We start from the raw sequence: 22,273 nt of genomic DNA on the forward strand, positions 1-22,273 counted from the left end.
GGACCGGTGTGCACACTGCGGGTGTGGCCGGTGCCGAATTGGGCCTTCGGCCGGACTGTCGTTCGACTGCGGGTAGCTGGTGCTGATGGGTCTCGGCGGAAGTGGACGGAGTATCGACGGATTGAGCCACGGGTGGCTACGGGTGTTGCCAGAATGGGCTAGGTTGAGGTCGTGACCGACTCGATGGGCTCGGAATCCGCTGCGGCGACGCGGTGGGCGGGCGTGCGAATGGACCAGCGGCGCAGTGAGCGCCGTGCACTGCTCATCGAGGCCGGTTTCGAGCTTTTTGGGACCGAGGGGGAGGGGGCGGTCACGGTCCGTGCGGTGTCGCGCGCCGCACAACTGCACACCCGCTACTTCTACGAAAACTTCGCGAATACAGACGAATTGCTCGGAGCGGTGTACGACGCTGTGGTCGACGCGCTGACCGAACACGTGCGGACGGCGATCACGCCGGACCCGGGGCCCGCGCGGCGTCGGCGTTTGATCGTGCGATCGGTGTTGGAGTTCTGTGCCGCCGATCCACGCCGGGGACGTGTGTTGTTCACCGAGGCACGGGCGAATCCGGTGCTGGTGGCGCGGCGCGAGGCGGGGCAGCGGATGCTGATCGAAGGGGTGCTGGAACGTAGTACCGCCGAACGACCCGGCGAGGATCCCCGCCTCGCCCGCGTCAGTGCCGCGATGTTCACCGGTGCGGTAGTCGAACTGATCCAGGAGTGGATCGCGGGTCGACTGGGTGAGGACCTGGAGGTGGCGGCCGCGTACGCGACGGAATTGTCGCTGCCGCTGCTGGCACCGTTCGAATCGGTGGTCTGACCGGCTGCAATTCGCCTGAGCAGGGCCGCGAAGGCCGACGCCGGTGGTGACTTGTGTAAACGTTCTGGACACAGTCGTATCCAATTGTTCTATTCTGGACACGCATGTAGCCAAAGTTCGATCGGAGCATTCCTTGAAACCGGCAACCGAGATCACCGCCGCCGCCAACCAGGCCGCAGCCGATTACTTCCCCTGGCAGGATCGCGCAGACTTCCACGACGTCGACCGCGGATTCCTCGCGGGCTTCGACGAGGGGCTACTCCGTGACAGGGACGGCCGAATCCACTATGACCAGCAGCCGCTGGACTACATCACCGATGACGCCCCAGCTCCGGCGGTCGTGCACCCCAGCCTGTGGCGGCAGTCGCAGCTCATCAAACGCAGCGGCCTGTACCGGGTGGTCGACGGGCTGTATCAGGTGCGGCTGGGTTCGCATCTGACGATCGTCGATGCGCCGGAAGGGCTGGTCATCATCGACACCAGCACCGGCGTCGGGCTGGCCCGGGCGGCGCTGGAGTTGTTCCGTGCGGAGTTGCGAAACGACAAACCTGTTGTGGCCGTGATCTATACGCACACCCATGCCGACCACTTCGCCGGGGTGAAGGGCGTCGTCGACGAGGCGGATGTGGCGGCGGGGCGGGTGCCGATCATCGCGCCCGGCACCATAGAGTCCTTCGACCGGCACGCCTTCGGTGAGAACGTCATCGCCGGCAATGCCATGTTGCGCCGGATGGGCTATACCTTCGGTGGGCTGCTGCCGCAATGCGATTGCGGCAGAGTCACGATGGGTTTGGCGGCCGGATCCGAGAAAATCGGCACCGATATGAGTTATCTGTCGCCGACCGACCCAATCACCCGCACCGGTGAGGTGCGCACGCTCGGCGGATGGACCTTCGAATTCCTCTACGCGCCCGATACCGAGGCGCCCGAGGAGATGCACATCTGGATTCCCGAGATCAAGGCGCTCACCTGTGCGGAGAACGCCAACCACTCGATGCACAACATCCAGACCATCCGTGGCGCCCGCACCCGCGATGCCCGCAATTTCGCCCGCTACCTCGACGAGACTCTGGTGCGCTGGGGCGATGAGGCCGAAGTGCATTTCGGCCCGCACTCGTGGCCGGTCTGGGGCAACGAGAACGTGGTGGCCTTCTTGGAAGGTCAGCGCGACATGTACAAGTTCATCCATGATCAGGCGTTGCGACTGGCCAATCAAGGACTCACCCCCTTGGAGGCCGCCGAGGTCGTCGAGTTGCCGGATGCATTGGGCAAGAAGTGGTTCAACCGCTACTACCATGGCGGTCTGCATCACAACGTGCGCGCGGTGTTCCACAAGGAGCTCGGTTTCTGGGACGGCGACCCGGCCACCATCTACCCGCTTGTTCCGGAGGAGAACGCCCGGCGGCATGTCGAACTGATCGGCGTGGACCGGATCCTGGAGGAGGGACGCAAGGCCATCGCCGCCGGTGATTACCGTTGGGCCGTACAGGTTCTGCACCATCTGGTATTCGCCGACCCCGATCACACCGAGGCCCGCGAACTGCAAGCCGATGCCTATGAACAGCTCGGTTACCAGGCCGAGGTGCCGCAGTACCGGGCGATATTCCTGACCGCCGCCCTCGAACTGCGCGACGGCATCCAACTTCGCGGTGACGTGACCGCCGACGTCCCCGACGTGATCGGCGCGATGCCGATCGACCTGCTCTTCGACTACCTCGCGATCCGCGTGATCGGCGACAAGGCCGCCGACGTCGACATCCGCGTCAACTTCACCTTCACCGACTGCGGCGCCGACTGGACGATGTGGGTCCGCAACGGCGTCCTCAACGCTCGCCCGGGTCATGCCGCCGGCGTCGGGACCACCCTCATCGGAGCTCGCGCAAGCATGGCGGCCCTGCAGCTTCCGGCTGCGGCCCGGGCGGCCATCGAGAAGGGCGATCTCCGCATCGAGGGCGACCCGGCGCCTCTGGTCGCCCTCGCCTCCATCCTGGACTCCTTCGACCCGGATTTCGCGATCGTCACCCCGGATCGCCTGGAGACCATCGGTGGCTGAGCGGTGAAGTGAATCATGTTGCCCGGCCGGATATTTCGATCTTCAGCGGCTTCCGGCCGGGCGGGGAGAGCGGCGCGGGTACGTCTATCTGGTGAACTCGCCCTCACCGTGCGGGCGCAGACAATGCGTGCAAGATCAAGGTGGTGATCTCGACGTAGGCGTCGGCGTCCGACATCCGGAGGCGCTCGACGAAGGTTCCGTCGAGCACGGACTCCAGCAACAGATTCACTGCCAAGCCCAGGAATTCCGCGTTCGCCGGACGGAACGATCCGTCCGAGATGCCCTCGTCGATGAATTCGCGCAACCGGTCGGCCGAGGCGTGGGCGTTGCGGCGGTACAGATCATCGGCAGGCTCGAAGGCTCGCATGTCCGCATAGCAGGCACGCGAGAGGGTCGCCATTTCGTCGCGAACTCCGTTGATATAGTTGATGATTCGTTCTCGCGGTGCGTCCGCCGCGCGGGCTTGCCGATCGATCTTCTCGGCTCGGACGCGAAAGACGCGCTCGAACGTTTTGATGATCAGCTGCTCGCGGCTCGGCGCAACGGCGTACAGGGTGGACTTCGAACACTGCAGCCGGCTGGCGATTTCGTCGATCGTCAGGGAGCCGAAGCCCTCGGCCAGGATGATGTTTTCCAGGTTTTGCAGGATCTCGTCGCGCCGCTCCTCGGTCATCCGGCGCACCGTGCCCGTCCGGCGTGAATTGGTCCGCGTAGCTGGCATCGGTGATCCTTCGCTTCCGACTCTCCATTGGCTCGAAATTCAGGAGCTAATCGTACAGAGACTCTTGACCGGGTACTCATTTGGGTACAAACTTACCGCGAACCGTACCCATGGCTGGCTGAAGGATCCCCATGCCCGAATCAACGGCGATCGAGCGGATACGCGAGGCCGACAGCTTCTGCGAACTGTTTCAGGCCACAGCGGCGGCACGCGCCAACCAGATCGCGCTGCGCACCTCGGATGGCGCGGTGTTGATCACCTGGCGGGAATACACCCAGCGAGTACGGCACATCGGCGCGGGCCTGGCGGCGCTCGGCGTCTCCCGCGGCGACATAGTCGCGATCATGCTGACCAACCGGCCCGAATTCCACCTGGTCGACACGGCCAACTATCACCTCGGAGCGACCCCGTTCTCGATCTACAACACCAGCAGCGTCGAGCAGATCGCCTATCTGTTCAGCAATGCCGAGAACACCGTCGTCGTGTGTGAAGCGCAGTTCCTACCGAAGGTGCTCGAGGCACGCCGCGACGGCAAGGTCCAGCACGTCGTCTGCGTCGACGGAGACGGCTGTCGCGCAGGCGAATTCGAAGCCGTTACGGGTGGAGCAGATCAAGGAGTTCACAATCCTGCCCGTGCACTGGGAGCCCGGCGGAGACGAGCTCACCCCCACCCTGAAACTCCAGCGCGGCCGGATCTCGGCGAAATACGCCAACGAGATCGAAGCGCTCTACACCACGAAAGCGAGTGTCTGATATGAACCAGCCATCGGATTCACCAAAAGGACTGCACGGCAAGACCATCGCCATTACCGGCGGCGCCCGGGGCATCGGCCGGGCGACCGCGGCGGCGTTTCTCGCTGCCGGCGCCAACGTCGCGATCGGTGACATCGACGCCGAACTCGCCGCCGAGACCGCCGCCGAACTGTCCGCCCGCACCGCCGCCCGCATCCTCGGACTGCCGCTCGATGTCACCGACCCGGCCTCCTTCGCGGCCTATCTCGACGCCGCCGAAGCCGGGCTGGGTCCGCTCGACGTACTCGTGAACAACGCGGGCATCATGCCGACCGGATTGTTCTCCGACGAGGATCCCGCGATGACCGCGCGGATGGTGGACATCAACGTGACCGGCGTCCTCACCGGCTCGCGGCTCGCCGTACAGCGGTTCCGGTCGCGGGGCAGCGGACACGTCGTCAATGTCGCGTCACTGGCCGGCGTGACGGTATTGCCGGGCCTGGCCACGTACTGCGGGACAAAGCGTTTCGTCATCGGGTTCACCGAGACGCTCGAGCGTGAGCTGCGCACCGAAGGTGTGGCCGTCACGCTCGTACTGCCGGGCGTCGTGCGTACCGAGCTGTCCGCCGGAACACGAATGCCCAGATGGATGACAGGCATCTCGACCGTCGATCCCGAGGACGTGGCTGCTGGAATCGTCGCGGCGGTCGCGAAAGGCAAACGGCGAGCGGTGATTCCGAAATCGCTCGGCCGACTTCTCGCATCGATGACGATCCTGCCCGCCACCGCACAGTACGCGCTGCTGCACGCGCTGAAGATCGACGTCGGTGCCACGCACGTCGACCCCGTGCTCCGGGAGCGCTACCACCGACGGCTCACCGGCGGCGCGGCATGAGCGCGTCGGGCCCGGAGGCGGTAGCGGAGGAGCGTAACCACGCAGGGACCCCGCTCGTGCCGGAAGAAAACGGCATGAGCGGGTCGGGTGCGGAGGATGCAGCACAGCACGACCCCGGCAGGACCGATGAGATCGAGGTACTGTCTCCGATCCACGGCACGGTCCTGGCCAGGGTGCCGAATGAGCGGCCCGAGGCGGTGGCCGCGATCGTCCGGGAATTGCGTGAGCAGCAACGGGAATGGGAGGCGATCGGGCCTCGGGCCCGGGCCGGGTGGCTGCGCAAGCTCCGCGATTGGCTGCTCGCGCAACAGGACCACATTGCCGATGTGCTGCAGTCCGAGTCGGGTAAGCCGCGTGCCGAAGCGGACATCGAATTGCCGTTCGTGGCCGAGGCGATCAGTTATTTCGCCCGGCACGCAACGGAATTCCTCGCCGACGAACGCGTCCGGCCGTCAGGACTGCTGAGCACACCGAAGCGGATGATGCGGATCCACCGTCCTTACCCGGTGGTGGGGGTGATCTCGCCGTGGAATTTCCCACTGCTGATTCCCGGCGCGGACGCCATCACGGCCCTGCTCGCCGGTGCGGCGGTGCTGCTCAAGCCCTCGGAGGTGACGCCGTTGACCGCGCTGGAATTGCAGCGCGGCTGGCGGGAGATCGGGGCGCCGCCGGTGTTCGCGGTGGTGACCGGCGACGGCGCGACCGGTGCCGCGGTGGTGGAGAACGTGGACTACGTCCAGTTCACCGGGTCCACCCGCACCGGGCAGGTCATCGCGCACCGCTGCGTGGACCGGATGATCCCCTACAGCCTGGAACTCGGGGGCAAGGATCCGGCGATCGTGCTGGCCGACGCGGACCTGGATCGCGCGGTGCGCGGAATCGCTTGGGGCGCACTGCTCAACTCTGGGCAAGCATGCGTTTCGATCGAGCGGGTCTACGTCGAGGCGCCTATCTACGACCGGTTCGTCGCGAACCTGGTGGACTACGTCGCCGCGCTACGCCAAGGCGACGACCGCGTGCACCACTCCGTCGACATCGGCGCCATGGCCACACCGGCCCAGCACGCGATCGCGCAGCGTCATATCGATCAGGCTCTCCAAGCCGGGGCCAGAGCGCTGATCGGTGGCGGTGATGGCTGCAACGGTGCCTTTCTCGCGCCGACCGTGCTCGTCGACGTCGACGAGACGATGTCGTGCATGCGCGAGGAGACCTTCGGGCCGACCATTCCGATCGTCAAGGTCGCCGACGCCGCCGAGGCCATCCGGCGCGCGAATCAGTCGGGCTATGGCTTGTCGGCGTCGGTGTGGACCCGTGACACGTCCCGCGGCGAGCGGATCGCCCGTGTGCTCGAGGCCGGTGCGATCAACATCAACGACACGGTCGCCAATCTTTTCGAGATGGGGCTGCCCCACGGCGGGTGGAAGCGGTCGGGATCCGGCGCACGTTTGGGCGGAGCAGCGGGCCTTCGCAAGTACACACGGCAGCAGGCGATCACCGCACCGCGCGTGCGTCCCCTGCCCTGGGAACCGCTGTGGTACCCGTACGGCCCGCGAAAGGCGCGGGTCGTGCGCCGGTTGCTCGCCGCGGTCGCCGCGGTCGGCAGCGCGTCGATGTGGCGGCTTCCGGCGCGCAATCGATGACGAAACACACAGTCCCCGAACATCAATGAGCATCGAGCAGAGAAGAACCGTGAATCCTTTCATCCTGGATGAAGACCACGTCGAATTCGCGGCCGGACCCTCCGCCACCTACGACGACCGTTTCGACGCGCAAACACTGGTGAAAGCGGATGCGTTGGCGAACTGATTTCGCGGAACAGCGCGGGGAACGGGGCGAGTGTGGACCCGCCGCACTCGCCTCTCGACCTCGCCGGTCGGCCGGGCTGCCGCCCGATCGACCATCGTCCGAGCACCAGGGAGACCCGTTGTCCATGGAAAACCGTGCCCCGGAGCGCATTCCGGCCGAGAGCATGCGCTCGACGGCGGCGCGGAGGTGGGCCGGCTACCTGCTCGCCGGCGTGACGGTCGGCCTGCTGTGGGTGTTGCAAACCGGGCCGTTGTGGGAACACGGCCTCCGGCTGGGGGTCGTGCTCCTGGTGGTGCCGACCGCGGCGCACCTGATCAGACAGCGGTGGGCGGCCGGCAAGCCCACCACCGCTCCCCGGATATCCCTGCGACGGCTCTCCGCGGCGAAAGCCGCCCTCGTCGCGGCCGCGATGACCGCGACCTGGCTGCTCGAGCCGATGCTGCCCGAGGTCCGTCGGCTCGTCGGCCTCGCACTCGCACTCACCATCGCGGTCGGCGGTCCGTTGCTGCATCGGCACCTGACCGTCCCGCCGGTCGATGCGGGATCCGTCCGATCGTGAAGGCAGAGCGCCCGCCACGAACGACTGCGTTCGCGACCGCAGCCGCATCGGCGCTGGACTACTGCCGCCGCGCCTCAACGCGCAGGTACACCTCGCTGAAGGTCACCTTCGCCACCGCCGCGTGACATAGCCGAAGGTAAGAGCGGGAAAACGATGGAAGGCAGGTGATTTCGTTGAGCGGAACGATACCGATGACGCGCCGATCCCGTGTGACGGACATCGCCACCGAGTCGCGATTTCGGATGCGCTCGGCGGCCGGTGCGGTTATCGACGCCCGCGACGCGGTGTCGGCCGCGATCGCGGCGCTGACGCCGATGGTCCGAGAGCACGCCGAACGCGCCGATCGCGATCACGTTGCAGAGCAGGCGGTGATCACGGCGATAGTCGAGACCGGGCTGTTCACGCTTGTGCGTCCGCTCGCCGAGCATGGGCCCGCGGACCTGCTCGGCTTCTTCGAGGCGGTGCGCACCCTGGCGGCGGCCTGCCCGTCGACCGGCTGGGTTGCCGCGATGCTGGGTGCCGCGACGTGTCATGTCGCACTGCTGGAACCGCCTGCGCGACAGGAGGTGTGGGGATCGACGCCGAATACTCTGGTGACCGCGTCGCACGCGCCTGCCGGGCGGCTCACGCCCACCGAGGGCGGGTATCTGCTGGACGGTGCGTGGTCGAACGTGCCCGCGATCGAGCATTGCGGGTGGGTCATGCTGGCGGCGTTGACAACCGGATCCGACGGAGGTCCGGTCGGCCTCGCGACCGCTGTCGTGCCGCGTTCGCAGCTCGCCCTCGGCGACTATTGGAACACCGTCGGCCTGCGCGGTACGGGCAGCAGGCGCGTGACGGCACGGCAGACGTTCGTCCCCGCGCATCGGATCCGCTTCCCTCCCCAGCCCGGCGGTGCGGACATGGTCGGCACCGAGCCTCCGTCCGGTCCCTACCCACTCGCGATCGTGTACAGCCTGGCCGCGTGCATGCCGGTACTCGGCGCCGTCCAGGGCGCGTTCGAGGAGTACTTGGACCGTGCCGGTCAGCGCGCCGCGTTCAGCCTGGCTGGTGCGCGGTCGGTCACCGATCCAGCGATCCAGGCCGCAGTCGCGCGCGGGCTGGCCGAAATCGACGCGTCGATCCTGCAATTGGAACGGGACGCGAGTGAATCGACCGCCGCGGTGGCCGCCGGCACAGTACTCACAACGGAACTGAGGCTGCGCACTAGGCGCGACCAAGTACGGGCCATCGAGCGCGCGCTCGACGCCCTCGAATTGTTGCGGCGGTCGGCCGGGGCGGAGGCCATCCGCGAGGGCGCAAGCATCGAACGGGTCTGGCGGGATGTGCATACCGCAGCGGCCCACCTGGTCAACCAGCCCGAACCGGCTCTGCGGCTCTATGGCCGATGGGCATTCGGGCTCGAAATCAGCGACGACATGGTGATCGCGTGAACCCGAGAACTTCCCACTACCCCAAGGAATTACGGTCCGAAACCAGATTGCGCGAAGGCGGGCCGCACGCCGAAGGCCCGCCGCCGTCGATGCTCGAACGCATGACGCTCATCCTCGATCTGTTCGACGATCGGTCGGTGCGCATGCGGCTCGACGAAGTCGTGGCGCACACCGGACTTCCGCGGTCGAGCTGCTACCGCATCCTCGAGCAGTTGGCCGGGCTGCGCTGGCTGCGCCAGTGTCCTGGCGGGTATGGTCTGGGACCGCGCGCCCTGCGGCTGGGCGGCGGCCACGACACCGACGAGGATCTGCGCGTCGCGGCGCTGCCCGCACTCGAGGAACTGCATGCGTCCACCGGTGCGACAGCGTATCTCGGCCTCCTCGACTTCGACGAGGTTGTGATACTCGACCGGGTTACCCGACTCCCGTCTGCCTCGGCGGTCCGTGTCGGGCACCGCGCGCCCGCCTATGCGACCGCCCTGGGCAAGGCGCTGCTCGCGGGTATCGACCCGGAGGAGGCCGAGACGAGCCTGGCCGGCCGACTGCGACCGTACACGCCCGCCACCATCACGAGTCTCCCGGTGCTGTACGCCGAGCTTCACCGCATCCGCGCCCGCCATGGGCTGGCGTTCGACTGTGGTGAGCATCTGCCCGGAATCTACGGCGTCGCAACGGTCATCCGCGGTGCCGACGGCATCCGCGGCGCGCTCGGGGTGAGCACGCCCGGCACCGCCACCACCGTTGAACGATTCGCCCCGCTGGTCATCGAGGCGGCCCGGCGGGCGTCGTCGCGGCTGAACCCGGACGGCACCGAGCTGTCGTCATCGACGCCCGCCGACACGCTGGTCGCACAGGTGCTGGCACTGCTCGACGACGATGCTCTGCTGTGAACCGGTCAGCGGTGGGAGGACCCGCCCGAGGATCCGCTGCGGAGCCCGTTGGACGATCCGCTGGGGAGCCGGAGGATCGCGTCGGGGACGCCGGTGCCGTCCGGATCGACCAATCCGGTTTGCGCGTACGGACTTTCGCCCGGCGCGGATTGCAAGGTGATCAGATACTTGCGCACCCCGTCGACCAGTCCCGCACCACCGCCCACCAGAGTTCCCGCCAGTCCGCCCGCTCCGGAGAACACCAGCACCGCGGCCGGCACCGTCGCCACGCAGGCCGGGCCTATCACGGCGCAGGTGCTCAACCCCAGCACACCGCCGATCACCGCGCCCACCGCCATCCCGATGGCGGTGCCGATCAGCGGCCCCCGGCTGAGGCTATTGGCCAGATCGGTGAGCGCGAGCTGATTCTCGATCGGTGACCCGATCGGCTGCAGCGCCGCGGCCGGAACACCGCCGACGTCGGGAGTCAATGTGAGCGTTCGTTTTCCGTCGTCGATGCGCTGAGCCACGGGCACGCTCCCATTGCCGACGAACACCGTCAGCGGAATCGCATCGACCGCCAGTCCCGCGTTGTCGTGCACCTCGATCGACTGCCCGTCGGCGGCCACGGCGAAGCTCCCGCCGTCCAGGACGGTCCGCACCGACTCACCGACCGCGCTGACCGTGTAGTGGACCGGCGGGCCGACGTCGGCGCGCCCGGGCCCGGCCGCGACGACGGCACCGGCACCCACCAGCGCGGCGAGTCCCGCGACCCCGAGCGAAGCGGTTCCATTGTGCCGGGCGGTCATCGGTTCTCCTCGGGTGCGGTCGCCGCCGGCTGGGAGCGATTGGGCAGGTACGGCGCGTATTTGCTCTCGCCCGGATTGGCCCGCAGCACCGTGAAGTAATCGAACAATGCCGCTGCCGCAGTGGGTCCACCACCGACCGCCAACCCGACCAGTCCGCCGACACCACCCATGAGGGTGACTACCGGCAACACCACCAGTGCGCACCCGAGAGTCAGGACTACGCAGGAGGCCCCCGCGACCGCGAATCCGACGCCCACACCGACCACCGCGCCGATCGCAGTGCCGATCAAGCTGCCGATCGAGGTGCCGATGCTCACCGAATTGATGAGATCGTTCATCGCCAGCTGATTTTCGAGCGGGGCCGCGACGGGCCGAATGTCCCGGTGGCGCACCGCATCCCAGTCGGGCGTGGAGACCAGCGACCGGCCGTCGGCGGAGATCCGTTGATCGATCCCGATCCGCTGCCCGTCCAACCGGAATGCCGATGGCAGCTCATCCAGGATCTGCCCGGCGACGTCTCGGATGAGGACCGAGGTCCCGTCCGGCGACAACGCGAAGGTCCCGCCATCGAGGGTGGTGGTGACCGAATCTCCGGTCGGCTCGGCGGAATACGACACCGCCGGTGTCGGAGCGGCAGCCGGGGGCGCTGCCGAGGCGCTGACGGAGGTCACCAGGCCACCGATGACGGCGGCGGAGGTGAAGGCGGCGAAAGCGGACGTCGTCGTCCTGCGTGAATTCATGGTGTTCCTCTGTAGCCGAATCATTCGATCAGCTGACGGAATGTGAGAGCGGTCACTTCGACCGAATGGAAGTTAGCGAGCCGTGAGCAGGAGTCACGCCACGATTTCGGTGAGTGGCATCCGACCGCGCCGCGGCCCGAGCCGGAGGTCAGCGGCACCCCGCGACTGTTCCACTCACCGAAACCGGATCTGAAGCAGCGGAATTCACGGGCACCCTGGCGGAGTCTCTCTCGCCTCTGACGCGAAGGCCCAATGCCGGCAACGTCCATCGTCGGCACCGCCGATGTGCAGCCCATTGCTCCGGGCCCGGCCATCGTCGCCCTACGGGCTGAGCCGGGATCTGGTGCCGCACAATTACGTTCGTCACCACGATTGGCCAGGCTTTCAGCCGGCGGCGATGTGGAAGCCGATGTTGCCGGTGACGGATTCGGGGGTCGTTGATTACACATTTAGTCCAGAAACGCGGACTCACATCACAATGGCGGTAACCAGTACCACAGCGGAAGCCATCACGAGCAGGGCCACCACCAGCGGTGTAATCCGGTGCATCCCGCTGTAGCAGTCCATCCGCAAGCGTCGCCCGCGCCTATGACCCGCGGCGGCGACAACCATGAGGACGAGCGCGGGCACCACGATCCCGATCTGGGCGGACCAGCCCACAAGCCGCGTCGAGTAATGCACGAACGCCAACGCCACCCCCATTGCCGAGGCCGCTGTCCGGCGCCAAGCCAACGCCGTTCGTTCGGCCTGCAACCCAGGATCACGCTCGCTCATGCCACCGCCACAGCCACGCCGACAAGCAAGCAGATCATCGTGATCACCCCGGCAAGCAGCACCATCAGGTTCGAGTCCGGCAGCGACCGATCATCACGAATGGCCGTATCCACCGCCCGCCAGCGTACGTACGCGCCCGCGGCCACCACCGCCGCGAGCCCGATCACCGCGGTGGCCACCACCGTGCGCATTACCGGAATAGCAAACGTACGCACCAGCTCGTGCACAGCAACGCCTCCCGCAAGCAATGCCAAAGAGGTTCGAATCCAAGCCAGGAACGTCCGCTCGGCAGCGAGCGTGAACCGGTAGTCGACCAACACGTCTTCGGCCCCGGGAACAGCATTGAGCGGCTTCGATTCTGGGTCACACGGAGAATCCATAGCATGCAGGCTCTCGAGCATCCGCCTACCGAAGAGCGCACGTCTCTCTCACCGAAACAAAGCGAGCCGGGCGACCCCGCGCATGGCGTCCGGGACTGCTGCAACACCGCCCCAGTCAGCGGACAATGATCAATCCCAAACCACCGCCATAAGCAGGCGGCCGAATTATCCACCCATTCCTGGAATCTGCTCCCGACCTCCCCCCTGAGATCCGTGGGCGGGGCGAATTATGAACGCCTGGTGCGACTTCCGGCCTTCTGGTCGGCGATCGGACGGACCGGCATCCCTGGTGTTGCAGCGGCACATCGTGAACGCCTTCGTCCGCTCGGGACTCAAATGATCACAGTCCGAACACCCGCCGCGCGTTCCCGTCCAGGTACAGCTCCCGGGTCTCGTCGTCCAGGCCCAGCTGCCCCAGCCCGTCGAGCGCGTGCTGCGGCATGATCATCGGATAGTTGGTGCCGAACAGCACCTTCCGCCGCCCGCTCGTGGTCTTCAGATACGCGACCAACGCCGGCGGCAGCCGCTTCGTGGTGTACGCCGAGGTGTCGATGACCACGTTCTCGTGCTTGCGCGCCACCGCGATCATCTCCTCGGTCCACGGATAACCGACATGACCGCACACGATCGTCAGCTCCGGGAAATCCAGGGCGATCCGGTCGATATAGGGAATCGGCCGCCCCGGCTCCGAGGGCCGCAGCGGCCCGGTGTGCCCGACCTGCGTGCAGAACGGAATCCCCAGATCCACGCACGCCGCGTACAGCGGATAGAACCGCGCGTCGGTCGGCGGCACCTCCCACAACCACGGCAGCACCCGCACCCCCTTGAACCCCTCTTCCCGCACCCGATGCCGCAGCTCCCGCACCGACTCCATCGGCCGCCGCAGATCCACCGAGGCCACCCCGATCAGCCGGTCCGGCGCCTCCGCAACCCATTGGGCCACTTCGTCATTCGAGATGAGCACGCCCTCCGGCGCGCACCACGCCGACAGCAGCGCCCGATCCACGCCGCCGGCGTCCATGGCGGCCAGCGTGGCCTTCAGCGGAATCTCCTCCGACGGGATGACATCGCCGGTCCACCGCCGCAGCGAGTCGAAGATGTCACGCTCGAGAAAGCGACCCGTCGGATGCTGTGCCCAGGCGTCGATCGTCATCACTGACCACCCCACTGCTCTCCGGGTCCGCAGCGCTCGCCGGCTCCGGACCGTCCAGACATTCCAGGAACGCGGCCACCGCCGGATTGGTCTCCGCACTGCGCCACACCGCGTACAGATCCAGTGTGGGCACCGGATCCACGATTTTCACCGCAACCGGCATACTTCCCGGTCCACCCATCCCCATGGAGATGGCGCGCGGCAGCGACGCGAACCCCACCAGCGGCCGCACCGACACCATGTGCGCGGTCGCCCCGGGATCATCGGCGTACTGCGTGACATTCAGCGAGATCCGCGACTGCGCGGCCGCCCGGAAGATGTTGTCGTACATGGCCGGGCACTGCTCCCGCGCGAACAGCACACACTCCTGGTCCTGCAATTCGGCGAACGGCACCCCCGCCCGGTCCGCCCACCGATGCCGCCTGCCCACCACCGCCACCAGCGGCACCCGATGCAGCAGCCGCCGGTACCGGAACTCCGGCGTGCTCGGATGGCCGTACACCATGGCCACATCCAGCGCGCCCTCCGCGAGCGCGGTGAGCTGCGGGCCGGTCCGCTTCTCCCACAGCGACACCTCGACATCGGGATACCGCTCGGTCATTCGGACCAGCGTGCCCGGCAGCACGTGCCGGCTCGCGGGCAGGTTGTAGCCGACATTCACCGTCCCCACCCGGCCGTCCGCCAGGGCCCGCGCCGCCCGTGCCGCCCGATCCAGCTGCGCCACGATCTGCCGGGCCTGTAGCTCGAACTCCCGCCCGGCCGGCGTGAGCCGCACCTCATGGGAGTTCCGCGCCACCAGCGTCACGCCGATCGACTTCTCCAGCTTCTGCAACTGCGCGCTCAGGCTCGGCTGCGTCAGATGCAGCCGCCGGGCCGCGCGCCCGAAGTGCAGCTCCTCGGCGAGGGTGATGAACGAGACCAGATGTCGGATCTCCATGGGCCGGCTCCTCGGTAATACCCGCCACGCTCGTCGCGATACCAGCCACGCTAGCCCCGGCAGGTAACCGGCGATGAATTGCGGATCTCCGCGGAACAAATGGCCGATGGCCTTCGTTGTACCTCCACGGCTCCAGGTCCGCGCTCCACGCGGGCACCCCGGAGTCAGGGGGCGAAAAAATCACCCGACAACGGCAGGTCCGTTGTGCCACCATGTTTTTCACCGATGATCAGCCGACCGTCACGGTCGTGACCAGCAGGAGAGGAGGAGACGGCAATGAATCCGAGGTTCAGCGAACAGTATCCGAGTTCGCCCGAACAGCGCGCCCTACTCGTGCGCCATGCCGAGCGCAGCCTGCGCGGCGACGACCGGAACATCGGCCGTCTCCAGGCCCACGCGTAAGCGGGCAACTCCCTCCTTCTGTTCCATCCCTTTCACGAAACATGGTGACCCCCATGCTGTTCCGTCACGCCGACGACCCGGAGATAACCACCGACAACTGGATACACGCCGGAGTGCTGCTGCTCAACGCCTCCTACGAGGCGTTGACCACGATCCGCGCCGAGCGCGCGGTGGTGCTGCTGCTCGGCGGCGCCGCCGAGACCGTCACCGATCGGCGGCCGCACTTCCCGATCCGCTCGAAGCACCTGGAGCTGGCGCTGCCGGAGACCATCCGGCTGCACCGCTACATCTACCTCGAGCACCGGATCCTCGTGCACGACGACGACAGCCGCGCCACCCTGGCCGCGGTCCTGCGCCGCGACCGCTACCGCTGCGGGTACTGCAACGACTGGGCCCGCACCGTCGACCACATCCGCCCGCGCTCGAGGGGTGGGCCCAATACCTGGGCCAACCTCGTCGCCGCGTGCGGTCCCTGCAATACGTACAAGGCGGACCGGACTCCCGAGGAGGCCGGCATGCGCCTGCTGTGGGAGCCCAAAGCCCCCAATGACAGAGAGCGGGCCCAGCGTCAGGTCTGGAAGGAACTGGCGGCGTCCTGAAGACCGGGACCGGGACCGATCTCGATGAACGAAGAACACCCGCACCGCGTGATCGGACATGAGAGGAGCGAGATCCGATGACGAACACTGCACTTCGGGAGCCGACCCTGGCGGATCTGCTCCCCATCTCCGACTCGAAGGACTACTGGCAGCGCGCGGCCTGCAAGGGTGACCCGAACCACGAGGCGTGGTTCCCGTACCCCTCGCAGGACTTCGACTACGCCCGCACCATCTGCGCGGCCTGCCCGATCCGCCGCGAATGCGGTGACTTCGCGGCCCGCACCGGCCAGTCCGGCGTCTGGGGCGGTCACGAGTACGACCGCGGCAAGCTGATTCGCGACTGACACCTCGGCGGTGGCTCCCCTCGGAGTCACCGCCGTTGTCGTCGCTGGCCCGCCGGGTCCAGGCCGGTCGCACTGCGCGTAACCGCCTGGCACAGGTGGCTACCATCCCGTCAACATAGGATGGTCGCTCGTGGGAACTCATCGCGCCGCGGGCGGGTCACGAGGTGTCAGCAAGGGACCGGTTATCGCAGTCGTCGCGGTGACAGTGCTAGCGCTGGCCGTCGTCGGCTGGGCCTGGCTGTCGGATCGATCCAAGGAGCGCGACAGCCGCGCCGCCGCCTCCTGCGTGGAGGGCACCGCCACCCTGAACGTGACCGTCGATCCCGACATCCTCACCCCGGTCAAGGCCGCGGCCGACCGCTTCAACGCCACCAAACCGCACGTGCGCGACCACTGCGCCGAGGTGGCCGTGGCCGCACAGCCCTCGGCCGCCATGGTCGCCGCCTTCACCTCCGGCAAGGCGTGGGATCCGGCGCTGGGCCCGCAGCCCGCGCTCTGGATTCCGGAGTCCTCCCGCTCGGTCGAGCAGATGCGCGTACCGGGCCTGATCGCGGGCACCCCGGCCCCCATCGCGGTCAGCCCCATCTCCCTGGCCGTCCCCGACGACCTGCGCCGCGCGCTCGAGACCGCCAAGGTGCACTGGTCGGACCTGCCCCGGCTGCAAGAGGGTTCGCTCGCCGACCTCGGGCTGCCCACCTGGGGCAAGCTGCGCCTGGCCATGCCCGCCGGGGACGGCTCGCTGGCCATCGCGGCCGCGGTCGGCTCGGGCGTCTCCGGCACCGATCCCCTCGACGAGAAGGCCGTCGCCACCGGTCAGGTGGTCTCGGCCATCTCCGGCCTGGCCGCGGGCGCACCCGCCGCCAAGGACGTGGCCGGCGCGCTCACCGACCTCTCGGGAGCCCCCGACCCGGCCACCGCTCCAGTGCACGCGGTGGCCGCCACCGAGCAGCAGATCCGGGCCCGCAACGGGCTGACCGCCTTCCGCCCCGACGGCGCGGGCCCGGTCGCCGACTACCCGGCCGCCCAGCTCACCGGCTCGTGGGTGGACCAGACCCAGAATCTGATCGCGGGCCTGTTCGCCGACTTCCTGCGCGCCCCCGACCAGTCGAAGCTGTTCACCGACAACGGTTTCGGCGCCGCGCCCCCGGCCACCGCCCCGGTCCCGGCGAAGGCGGTCCTGGACAAGGTGGGCCAGATCCTCGCCCATCCGGTGCTCGGTGTGCAGGCCACCGTGCTGCTCGACGTTTCGTCCTCCATGTCCACCACCGAGGGCTACGGCACCCGTCTCGCCAATGCGGCCGCGGCACTGGAGTCCACGATGGGCGTCATGCCGCCGGGCTTCGGCCTGGGCGTGTGGGAGTACTCGAAGAACCTCGACGGGAACAACCCCTACAAGGTCCTGACCCCGACCGCGCCGCTGTCGGACGATCAGCGCACCGCCATCAGCCAGGCCCTGACCACGGTCACCGCGAGTACCTCCAAGCCGGACCGCACCTATCCCACGCTGCAGGCCGCCTACAAGAACGTGCTCGCCAACTACGCCGCGGCCCGCACCAATTCGATCCTGCTGATCACCGACGGCCCCGAGGACGATTCCACGGTCACCGGCGATCAGCTGCTCGCCGACATCGCCGCCGTGACGGATCCGGCGCATCCGGTGCGGATCGACGTCATCGTGGTCGGCGGGCCCGGCACCCAGACCCTGCAGACCCTCACCCAGCGCACCGGCGGCACCTACACCAAGGTGAACACCACCGCGGAGCTGCCGTTCGGCACCGCGGTCTCACAGGCGCTGACCACGCCCTGACCGGCCCGAATTCCAGGGCGGCAAGGGCACGGCAACACGGCGGCAGCGCTTTCCGCATTCGCCAGCAAACCCGTGGCATATTCGGCGAATGGCACAAAGCACTGGTCCCGAACCCACACTGAAACAGGGCTTCGCCGCCGGAACGACGATCGCGGCGGGCATCCTGCTGCTCGTCGTCGGCGCGCTGTCGATCCTGCAGGGCATTTCCGCGGTGGCGTCGGACGACCTGCTGGTCGTCGGCTACGACTACGTCTACAAGATGAACACCACCGGATGGGGCTGGATCCACATCGTCCTCGGCATCCTCGAGATCGTGGTGGCGATCGGCCTGCTCCGGGGCACCACCTGGGGCCGGGTCGCCGCCCTGGTCCTGGCGGCCCTGTCCATCGTGGAGAACTTCCTCTGGATTCCCTACTACCCGGCCTGGTCGCTGCTCATCATCGCGCTCGACGTCGTGGTGATCTGGGCCATCTCCACCTACAAGCCCGTCACCGTCTGAGCCCCGGCGCGATGACCGTGCCCGCGGCACCGCCGCGCCGATAGTGCCTGCGGCACAACGGTGAAGCGCCCCATCGGTTCCGGAACCGATGGGGCGCTTCACTGTTCGACGGTCAGTCGCCGATCACTCGGCGTACGCGTCCAGCGGCGGGCACGAGCACACCAGATTGCGGTCGCCGTAGGCGCCGTCGATGCGGCGCACCGAGGGCCACACCTTGGCCCGGGCGTGCTTCACGCCCATCGGGTAGACGGCGAGTTCGCGGCTGTAGGGGTGATCCCATTCGCCCACCAGGCATTCCGCGGTGTGCGGCGCGCCGCGCAGCGGGTTGTCCTCGACCGGCCAGACCCCGGCCTCGACCTGGTCGATCTCGCCCTTGATGGCGATCATGGCGGTGATGAAAGCGTCCAGCTCTTCGAGGTTCTCGCTCTCGGTGGGCTCCACCATGAGGGTGCCCGCGACCGGGAAGCTCATGGTCGGAGCGTGGAAGCCGTAGTCCGCCAGGCGCTTGGCCACATCGTCGACGGTGACGCCGGTGCGCTTGGTGATCTCACGCAGATCCAGGATGCACTCGTGGGCGACCATGCCGTTGTCGCCGGTGTAGAGCACCGGGAAGTGCGGATCCAGCTTGCGCGCAATGTAATTGGCCGAGGCGATGGCGGTCAGGGTGGCGCGGCGCAGGCCGTCGGCGCCCATCATGCGGATGTAGGCCCAGGTGATCGGGAGGATCGAGGCCGAGCCGTACATGGCCGCCGACACCGCGTGCGAACCCTTTTCGAGGGGATTGCCCGGCAGGTACTGCGCCAAGTGCTCGCGCACCGCGACCGGGCCCACGCCCGGGCCGCCGCCGCCGTGCGGGATGCAGAAGGTCTTGTGCAGGTTCAGGTGGCTGACATCGCCGCCGAACTTGCCCGGACGGGCCAGTCCGACAAGGGCATTGAGGTTCGCGCCGTCCACGTACACTTGGCCGCCGGCCTCGTGCACCAGCCCGCACAGCTCGGCCACCTCGTGCTCGTACACGCCGTGGGTGGACGGGTAGGTGATCATGATGCAGGCCAGCCGCTCGGCGTGGTCGGCGATCTTGGCGCGCAGATCGTCGAGGTCGATGTCGCCGTTGGGGCGGGTTTTCACCACCTCCACCCGCATGCCCACCATGGCGGCGGAGGCGGCATTGGTGCCGTGCGCGCTGGAGGGGATCAGGCAGGTGTCCCGGTGCGAGTCACCGCGATCCAGGTGGTAGCGGCGAATGGCCAGCAGGCCCGCGTACTCGCCCTGGCTACCGGCATTGGGCTGCAAGGAAACCCGGTCGTAGCCGGTGACCGCGCACAGCCAGCCCTCCAGGTCCTCGATCAGCTTGATCAGGCCCGGGGCGTCCTCGACGGGGGCGTAGGGGTGCACCCGGTTGAAGCCCGGCCAGGTGATGGACTCCATCTCCGCGGCCGCGTTCAGCTTCATGGTGCAGGAGCCGAGCGGAATCATGCTGCGGTCCAGGGCGATGTCCTTGTCCGACAGCGCGCGCAGGTAGCGCAGCATGGCGGTCTCGGTGCGGTACCTGGTGAACGCGGGCGCGGTCAGGTACTCCGAGGTGCGGACCTCGATGTGCGGGCGCTGCTTGCCGTGGAAGAGCGCGCCCTCCGGGCCGACCGGGATCTCCGCGCCGAAGCAGTCCAGCACGTCGACGATGTGGGCGTCGGTGGTGACCTCGTCGCAGGCGATCGCCACATGATCGGCATCGACCAGCCGCAGGTTGATCCCGCGCCCCTTCGCCTTGGTCACAATGGATTCCGCACCCGCGGGCACGTGCACCAGCACGGTGTCGAAGAAGCTCTGGTGCACCACCGCGTCGCCGAGTCCGGCGGCCAGCCACTGGGCGTGGCCGTGCACCCGGCGCGCGAGCGAGCGCAGCCCGTCCGCGCCGTGATACGAGGCGTACATGGCGGCCAGGATGGCCAGCAGCACCTGCGCGGTGCAGATGTTCGAGGTCGCCTTCTCGCGGCGAATGTGCTGCTCACGGGTCTGCAGGGCGAGCCGGTAGGCCGGGTTGCCGTCCGCGTCCACGGAGACGCCGACCAGGCGGCCCGGCAGCTGTCGCGCATGCGCGCTGTGCACCGCGAGGTAGCCGGCGTGCGGCCCGCCGAAGCCCAGCGGCACGCCGAAGCGCTGCGTGGTGCCGAAACAGGCGTCCGCGCCCTGCTCCCCCGGCGGCGTAATCAGCGTCAGCGCAAGCAGATCCGCGCCGACCGCCACCAGCGCGCCCCGCGCGTGCGCGGCCTCGATGACCGGCGCCCAGTCCACGATCCGGCCGGACGCGCCCGGCTGCTGCACGATCACGCCGAAGAAGTCGCCTTCGGGCAGCTGCCCGGCCGCCAGGTCGGCCTCGACGATCTCGATGCCCAGCGGCTCGGCCCGGGTGTAGAGCAGCGTCCGGGTCTGCGGGAACAGATCGGTGTCGATGAGCAGCCGCTCGGACTTGCTCTTGCGGTTGGCCCGCTGCAGCAGTGTCATGGCCTCGGCCGCCGCGGTGGCCTCGTCCAGCATGGAGGCGTTGGCGACCTCCATGGCGGTCAGGTCGGCGACCATGGTCTGGAAGTTCAGCAGCGCCTCGAGCCGGCCCTGGCTGATCTCCGGCTGGTACGGCGTGTACGCCGTGTACCAGGCCGGGTTCTCGACGAGATTGCGCAGCAGCACCGGCGGGGTGAGGGTGTCGTAGTAGCCCAGCCCGATCATGGAGGTGGCCACGGTGTTCGAATTCGCCAGCGCCGCAAGCTCGGCGAGCGCCTCGTGCTCGGAGAGCGCGGCGGGCAGCGCGTTCAGCCCGTTGCCCTCGGGCGCATCCAGGATGCCGGCGGGCACGGCCCGGGTGGCGAGTTCGTCCAGCGACTCGACGCCCACGGCCTCCAGGATGCGGCCGGTCTCGGCGCTGTCGGGGCCGATGTGGCGGTCGGCGAAGGATCGAGTCCAGATCACGGCTGCTCTCCAAAGGGGTGGGCGGGGGTCGGCTCGGCGGCCGACGTGTCGTCTGCCCTCCCCCTCTGTCCTCGATGCCTGAGAGATTCGGACCCCGGCCTTGCGGCCGTTGACCTTTCACCATGGGCGGGTGACGCGAGGTCACCACTTTCCAGAGGCGTCGAAACTCCGCACGGTCCCTGGTGCCTGAGAGATTGACGGGGAGGTGCTGCTCCTTCGGCGTCCGAGACTATCCCCGGAACTCTCCCGCACGGCTGCGACGCACTGTCAGTCTAAGCGGCGCCAGGTTACAAGAATGTTGCCTGGGCAGGTTTCAGACTGTGGCGCAGTTCAAAAGGCCCGCCCCGGATACCCGAAACGCGCGCCGCAAGAAGCGACGCGCGTCCGGAAAAGGGTGCCTAGCCGGTCTTGCTCATGCGGGCCTTGCGGCGGAAGGACAGCTCGTCCTCGGGACGGTCCGAGGTGGTCGCGGTCTCGGCGCGCTCGGCCGGGAAGTTGGCGATCGCTCCGGTGAGTTCGCGCATGGCGCCGCTGACGGCGATGCCGAACACGCCCTGGCCACCCTGCAGTAAATCGACCACCTCTTCGGCGGAGGAGCACTCGTAGACGGTGGTGCCGTCGGAGAAGAGGGTGATACCGGCGAGGTCTTCGACGCCCCGGCTGCGCAGGTGATCCACGGCGATGCGGATGTTCTGCAGCGAGATGCCGGCGTCGAGGAGCCGCTTGACGATCTTCAGGACCAGGATGTCCTTGAACGAGTACAGCCGCTGGCTGCCGGATCCGGTGGCACTGCGGATGGACGGGACGACCAGTCCGGTGCGGGCCCAGTAATCGAGCTGGCGGTAGGTGATGCCGGCCACCTGGCAAGCGCTGGGCACGCGGTAGCCGACGAGTTCGTCGGGCACCGTGTCATCGGGGAACAGCCCTGGCTGCACCACATCCTGAGGTTGCGGTTGATCTCCCACTGACTACTCCCTTACT

The 22,273-nt window shown here is 67.9% G+C and carries 23 protein-coding genes and 1 riboswitch; of the genes, 14 read left to right on the forward strand and 9 right to left on the reverse strand.

Annotation, left to right across the window (positions count from 1 at the left end; translation table 11 throughout):
- Window positions 1–183: 183 nt before the first annotated feature.
- Both ACWEQQ_RS18055 and ACWEQQ_RS18060 read left to right on the forward strand, forming a co-directional pair.
- The gene (locus ACWEQQ_RS18055) at window positions 184–816 is read left to right on the forward strand and encodes a TetR/AcrR family transcriptional regulator (protein WP_452349014.1); all 633 of its coding nucleotides are present in this window, start codon (window positions 184–186) and stop codon (window positions 814–816) included.
- 133 nt (window positions 817–949) lie between these two features.
- Window positions 950–2,869 (forward strand): alkyl/aryl-sulfatase, encoded by a 1,920-nt coding sequence (locus ACWEQQ_RS18060; RefSeq protein ID WP_452348962.1) that lies wholly within the window; start codon window positions 950–952, stop codon window positions 2,867–2,869.
- A gap of 103 nt (window positions 2,870–2,972) precedes the next feature.
- Here the strand turns inward: ACWEQQ_RS18060 and ACWEQQ_RS18065 are convergent, their stop codons facing one another.
- Window positions 2,973–3,542: a TetR/AcrR family transcriptional regulator gene (locus ACWEQQ_RS18065; protein WP_452343725.1), complete on the reverse strand. Its 570-nt coding sequence runs from the start codon at window positions 3,540–3,542 to the stop codon at window positions 2,973–2,975.
- Window positions 3,543–3,721: 179 nt separating this feature from the next.
- On the opposite strand from ACWEQQ_RS18065, the gene ACWEQQ_RS18070 reads away from it, so the two are divergent.
- The 7 genes from ACWEQQ_RS18070 (at window position 3,722) to ACWEQQ_RS18100 (ending at window position 9,905) form a co-directional block, all read left to right on the forward strand.
- Window positions 3,722–4,348 carry an AMP-binding protein gene (locus tag ACWEQQ_RS18070; RefSeq protein WP_452343724.1) on the forward strand — a complete coding sequence of 209 codons (627 nt, stop codon included), beginning with the start codon at window positions 3,722–3,724 and terminating at the stop codon, window positions 4,346–4,348.
- On the forward strand, window positions 4,345–5,217 hold the full coding sequence (locus ACWEQQ_RS18075; RefSeq protein ID WP_452343723.1) for an SDR family NAD(P)-dependent oxidoreductase: 873 nt from the start codon (window positions 4,345–4,347) through the stop codon (window positions 5,215–5,217). Before ACWEQQ_RS18070 ends, ACWEQQ_RS18075 begins: the two co-directional genes overlap by 4 nt.
- Before the next feature lie 74 nt (window positions 5,218–5,291).
- Window positions 5,292–6,857, forward strand: coding sequence for an aldehyde dehydrogenase family protein (locus ACWEQQ_RS18080; protein ID WP_452348963.1), 1,566 nt, complete (start codon window positions 5,292–5,294; stop codon window positions 6,855–6,857).
- Between the two features lie 25 nt (window positions 6,858–6,882).
- Window positions 6,883–7,023 (forward strand): hypothetical protein, encoded by a 141-nt coding sequence (locus ACWEQQ_RS18085; protein WP_452348964.1) that lies wholly within the window; start codon window positions 6,883–6,885, stop codon window positions 7,021–7,023.
- A 124-nt stretch (window positions 7,024–7,147) separates the two neighbouring features.
- On the forward strand, window positions 7,148–7,582 hold the full coding sequence (locus ACWEQQ_RS18090) for a hypothetical protein (RefSeq protein ID WP_452343720.1): 435 nt from the start codon (window positions 7,148–7,150) through the stop codon (window positions 7,580–7,582).
- Window positions 7,583–7,773: 191 nt separating this feature from the next.
- Window positions 7,774–9,015, forward strand: coding sequence for a 3-hydroxy-9,10-secoandrosta-1,3,5(10)-triene-9,17-dione monooxygenase oxygenase subunit (locus tag ACWEQQ_RS18095; protein ID WP_452348965.1), 1,242 nt, complete (start codon window positions 7,774–7,776; stop codon window positions 9,013–9,015).
- Window positions 9,012–9,905, forward strand: a complete 894-nt coding sequence (locus tag ACWEQQ_RS18100) for an IclR family transcriptional regulator (protein ID WP_452343718.1) — start codon at window positions 9,012–9,014, stop codon at window positions 9,903–9,905. The genes ACWEQQ_RS18095 and ACWEQQ_RS18100 overlap by 4 nt, the downstream gene beginning before the upstream one ends.
- A gap of 5 nt (window positions 9,906–9,910) precedes the next feature.
- On the opposite strand, the gene ACWEQQ_RS18105 is transcribed toward ACWEQQ_RS18100, so the two are convergent.
- From ACWEQQ_RS18105 to ACWEQQ_RS18130, 6 genes are all read right to left on the reverse strand, one after another.
- Window positions 9,911–10,693: a hypothetical protein gene (locus ACWEQQ_RS18105; protein ID WP_452348966.1), complete on the reverse strand. Its 783-nt coding sequence runs from the start codon at window positions 10,691–10,693 to the stop codon at window positions 9,911–9,913.
- On the reverse strand, window positions 10,690–11,433 hold the full coding sequence (locus tag ACWEQQ_RS18110; protein WP_452348967.1) for a hypothetical protein: 744 nt from the start codon (window positions 11,431–11,433) through the stop codon (window positions 10,690–10,692). Before ACWEQQ_RS18110 ends, ACWEQQ_RS18105 begins: the two co-directional genes overlap by 4 nt.
- Window positions 11,434–11,901: 468 nt before the next feature.
- Window positions 11,902–12,207 carry a DUF202 domain-containing protein gene (locus tag ACWEQQ_RS18115; RefSeq protein WP_452343715.1) on the reverse strand — a complete coding sequence of 102 codons (306 nt, stop codon included), beginning with the start codon at window positions 12,205–12,207 and terminating at the stop codon, window positions 11,902–11,904.
- On the reverse strand, window positions 12,204–12,608 hold the full coding sequence (locus ACWEQQ_RS18120; RefSeq protein WP_452343714.1) for a YidH family protein: 405 nt from the start codon (window positions 12,606–12,608) through the stop codon (window positions 12,204–12,206). Before ACWEQQ_RS18120 ends, ACWEQQ_RS18115 begins: the two co-directional genes overlap by 4 nt.
- A 319-nt stretch (window positions 12,609–12,927) precedes the next feature.
- Complete coding sequence (locus ACWEQQ_RS18125) at window positions 12,928–13,740, reverse strand: amidohydrolase family protein (protein ID WP_452348968.1); 813 nt, start codon at window positions 13,738–13,740, stop codon at window positions 12,928–12,930.
- Window positions 13,688–14,677 (reverse strand): LysR family transcriptional regulator, encoded by a 990-nt coding sequence (locus tag ACWEQQ_RS18130; protein WP_452348969.1) that lies wholly within the window; start codon window positions 14,675–14,677, stop codon window positions 13,688–13,690. Before ACWEQQ_RS18130 ends, ACWEQQ_RS18125 begins: the two co-directional genes overlap by 53 nt.
- A gap of 276 nt (window positions 14,678–14,953) precedes the next feature.
- On the opposite strand from ACWEQQ_RS18130, the gene ACWEQQ_RS18135 reads away from it, so the two are divergent.
- From ACWEQQ_RS18135 to ACWEQQ_RS18155, 5 genes are all read left to right on the forward strand, one after another.
- Window positions 14,954–15,079: a hypothetical protein gene (locus ACWEQQ_RS18135; RefSeq protein ID WP_379386308.1), complete on the forward strand. Its 126-nt coding sequence runs from the start codon at window positions 14,954–14,956 to the stop codon at window positions 15,077–15,079.
- Window positions 15,080–15,132: 53 nt separating this feature from the next.
- Complete coding sequence (locus tag ACWEQQ_RS18140) at window positions 15,133–15,678, forward strand: HNH endonuclease (protein WP_452343711.1); 546 nt, start codon at window positions 15,133–15,135, stop codon at window positions 15,676–15,678.
- Window positions 15,679–15,755: 77 nt separating this feature from the next.
- Window positions 15,756–16,022, forward strand: a complete 267-nt coding sequence (locus tag ACWEQQ_RS18145) for a WhiB family transcriptional regulator (protein ID WP_354831710.1) — start codon at window positions 15,756–15,758, stop codon at window positions 16,020–16,022.
- Window positions 16,023–16,152: 130 nt separating this feature from the next.
- Window positions 16,153–17,829, forward strand: a complete 1,677-nt coding sequence (locus ACWEQQ_RS18150) for a VWA domain-containing protein (protein ID WP_452348970.1) — start codon at window positions 16,153–16,155, stop codon at window positions 17,827–17,829.
- Between the two features lie 88 nt (window positions 17,830–17,917).
- Window positions 17,918–18,328 (forward strand): DUF7144 family membrane protein, encoded by a 411-nt coding sequence (locus tag ACWEQQ_RS18155; protein ID WP_452348971.1) that lies wholly within the window; start codon window positions 17,918–17,920, stop codon window positions 18,326–18,328.
- A gap of 123 nt (window positions 18,329–18,451) precedes the next feature.
- Here ACWEQQ_RS18155 and gcvP read toward each other — a convergent pair whose 3' ends face one another.
- On the reverse strand, window positions 18,452–21,292 hold the full coding sequence (gcvP, locus tag ACWEQQ_RS18160) for an aminomethyl-transferring glycine dehydrogenase (protein ID WP_452348972.1): 2,841 nt from the start codon (window positions 21,290–21,292) through the stop codon (window positions 18,452–18,454).
- A 163-nt stretch (window positions 21,293–21,455) separates the two neighbouring features.
- Window positions 21,456–21,551, reverse strand: a riboswitch (glycine riboswitch).
- 139 nt (window positions 21,552–21,690) lie between these two features.
- Entirely contained in the window at window positions 21,691–22,257 is a 567-nt protein-coding gene (locus ACWEQQ_RS18165) for a MerR family transcriptional regulator (RefSeq protein WP_354850586.1), read from the reverse strand.
- Window positions 22,258–22,273: the final 16 nt, after the last annotated feature.

The sequence above is a fragment of the Nocardia sp. NPDC004123 genome, assembly GCF_053603795.1.

Bases quoted from the DNA above. Each gene is read 5' to 3' on its own strand.
- ACWEQQ_RS18130 (WP_452348969.1), bottom strand. From the start codon at position 14,677: ATGGAGATCCGACATCTGGTCTCGTTCATCACCCTCGCCGAGGAGCTG.
- ACWEQQ_RS18095 (WP_452348965.1), top strand. From the start codon at position 7,774: ATGACGCGCCGATCCCGTGTGACGGACATCGCCACCGAGTCGCGATTT.
- ACWEQQ_RS18075 (WP_452343723.1), top strand. From the start codon at position 4,345: ATGAACCAGCCATCGGATTCACCAAAAGGACTGCACGGCAAGACCATC.
- ACWEQQ_RS18155 (WP_452348971.1), top strand. From the start codon at position 17,918: ATGGCACAAAGCACTGGTCCCGAACCCACACTGAAACAGGGCTTCGCC.
- ACWEQQ_RS18065 (WP_452343725.1), bottom strand. From the start codon at position 3,542: ATGACCGAGGAGCGGCGCGACGAGATCCTGCAAAACCTGGAAAACATC.
- ACWEQQ_RS18105 (WP_452348966.1), bottom strand. From the start codon at position 10,693: ATGACCGCCCGGCACAATGGAACCGCTTCGCTCGGGGTCGCGGGACTC.
- ACWEQQ_RS18120 (WP_452343714.1), bottom strand. From the start codon at position 12,608: ATGCTCGAGAGCCTGCATGCTATGGATTCTCCGTGTGACCCAGAATCG.
- ACWEQQ_RS18055 (WP_452349014.1), top strand. From the start codon at position 184: ATGGGCTCGGAATCCGCTGCGGCGACGCGGTGGGCGGGCGTGCGAATG.
- ACWEQQ_RS18085 (WP_452348964.1), top strand. From the start codon at position 6,883: ATGAGCATCGAGCAGAGAAGAACCGTGAATCCTTTCATCCTGGATGAA.
- ACWEQQ_RS18145 (WP_354831710.1), top strand. From the start codon at position 15,756: ATGACGAACACTGCACTTCGGGAGCCGACCCTGGCGGATCTGCTCCCC.
- ACWEQQ_RS18110 (WP_452348967.1), bottom strand. From the start codon at position 11,433: ATGAATTCACGCAGGACGACGACGTCCGCTTTCGCCGCCTTCACCTCC.
- ACWEQQ_RS18070 (WP_452343724.1), top strand. From the start codon at position 3,722: ATGCCCGAATCAACGGCGATCGAGCGGATACGCGAGGCCGACAGCTTC.
- ACWEQQ_RS18080 (WP_452348963.1), top strand. From the start codon at position 5,292: ATGAGCGGGTCGGGTGCGGAGGATGCAGCACAGCACGACCCCGGCAGG.
- ACWEQQ_RS18125 (WP_452348968.1), bottom strand. From the start codon at position 13,740: ATGACGATCGACGCCTGGGCACAGCATCCGACGGGTCGCTTTCTCGAG.
- ACWEQQ_RS18090 (WP_452343720.1), top strand. From the start codon at position 7,148: ATGGAAAACCGTGCCCCGGAGCGCATTCCGGCCGAGAGCATGCGCTCG.
- ACWEQQ_RS18115 (WP_452343715.1), bottom strand. From the start codon at position 12,207: ATGAGCGAGCGTGATCCTGGGTTGCAGGCCGAACGAACGGCGTTGGCT.
- ACWEQQ_RS18135 (WP_379386308.1), top strand. From the start codon at position 14,954: ATGAATCCGAGGTTCAGCGAACAGTATCCGAGTTCGCCCGAACAGCGC.
- ACWEQQ_RS18140 (WP_452343711.1), top strand. From the start codon at position 15,133: ATGCTGTTCCGTCACGCCGACGACCCGGAGATAACCACCGACAACTGG.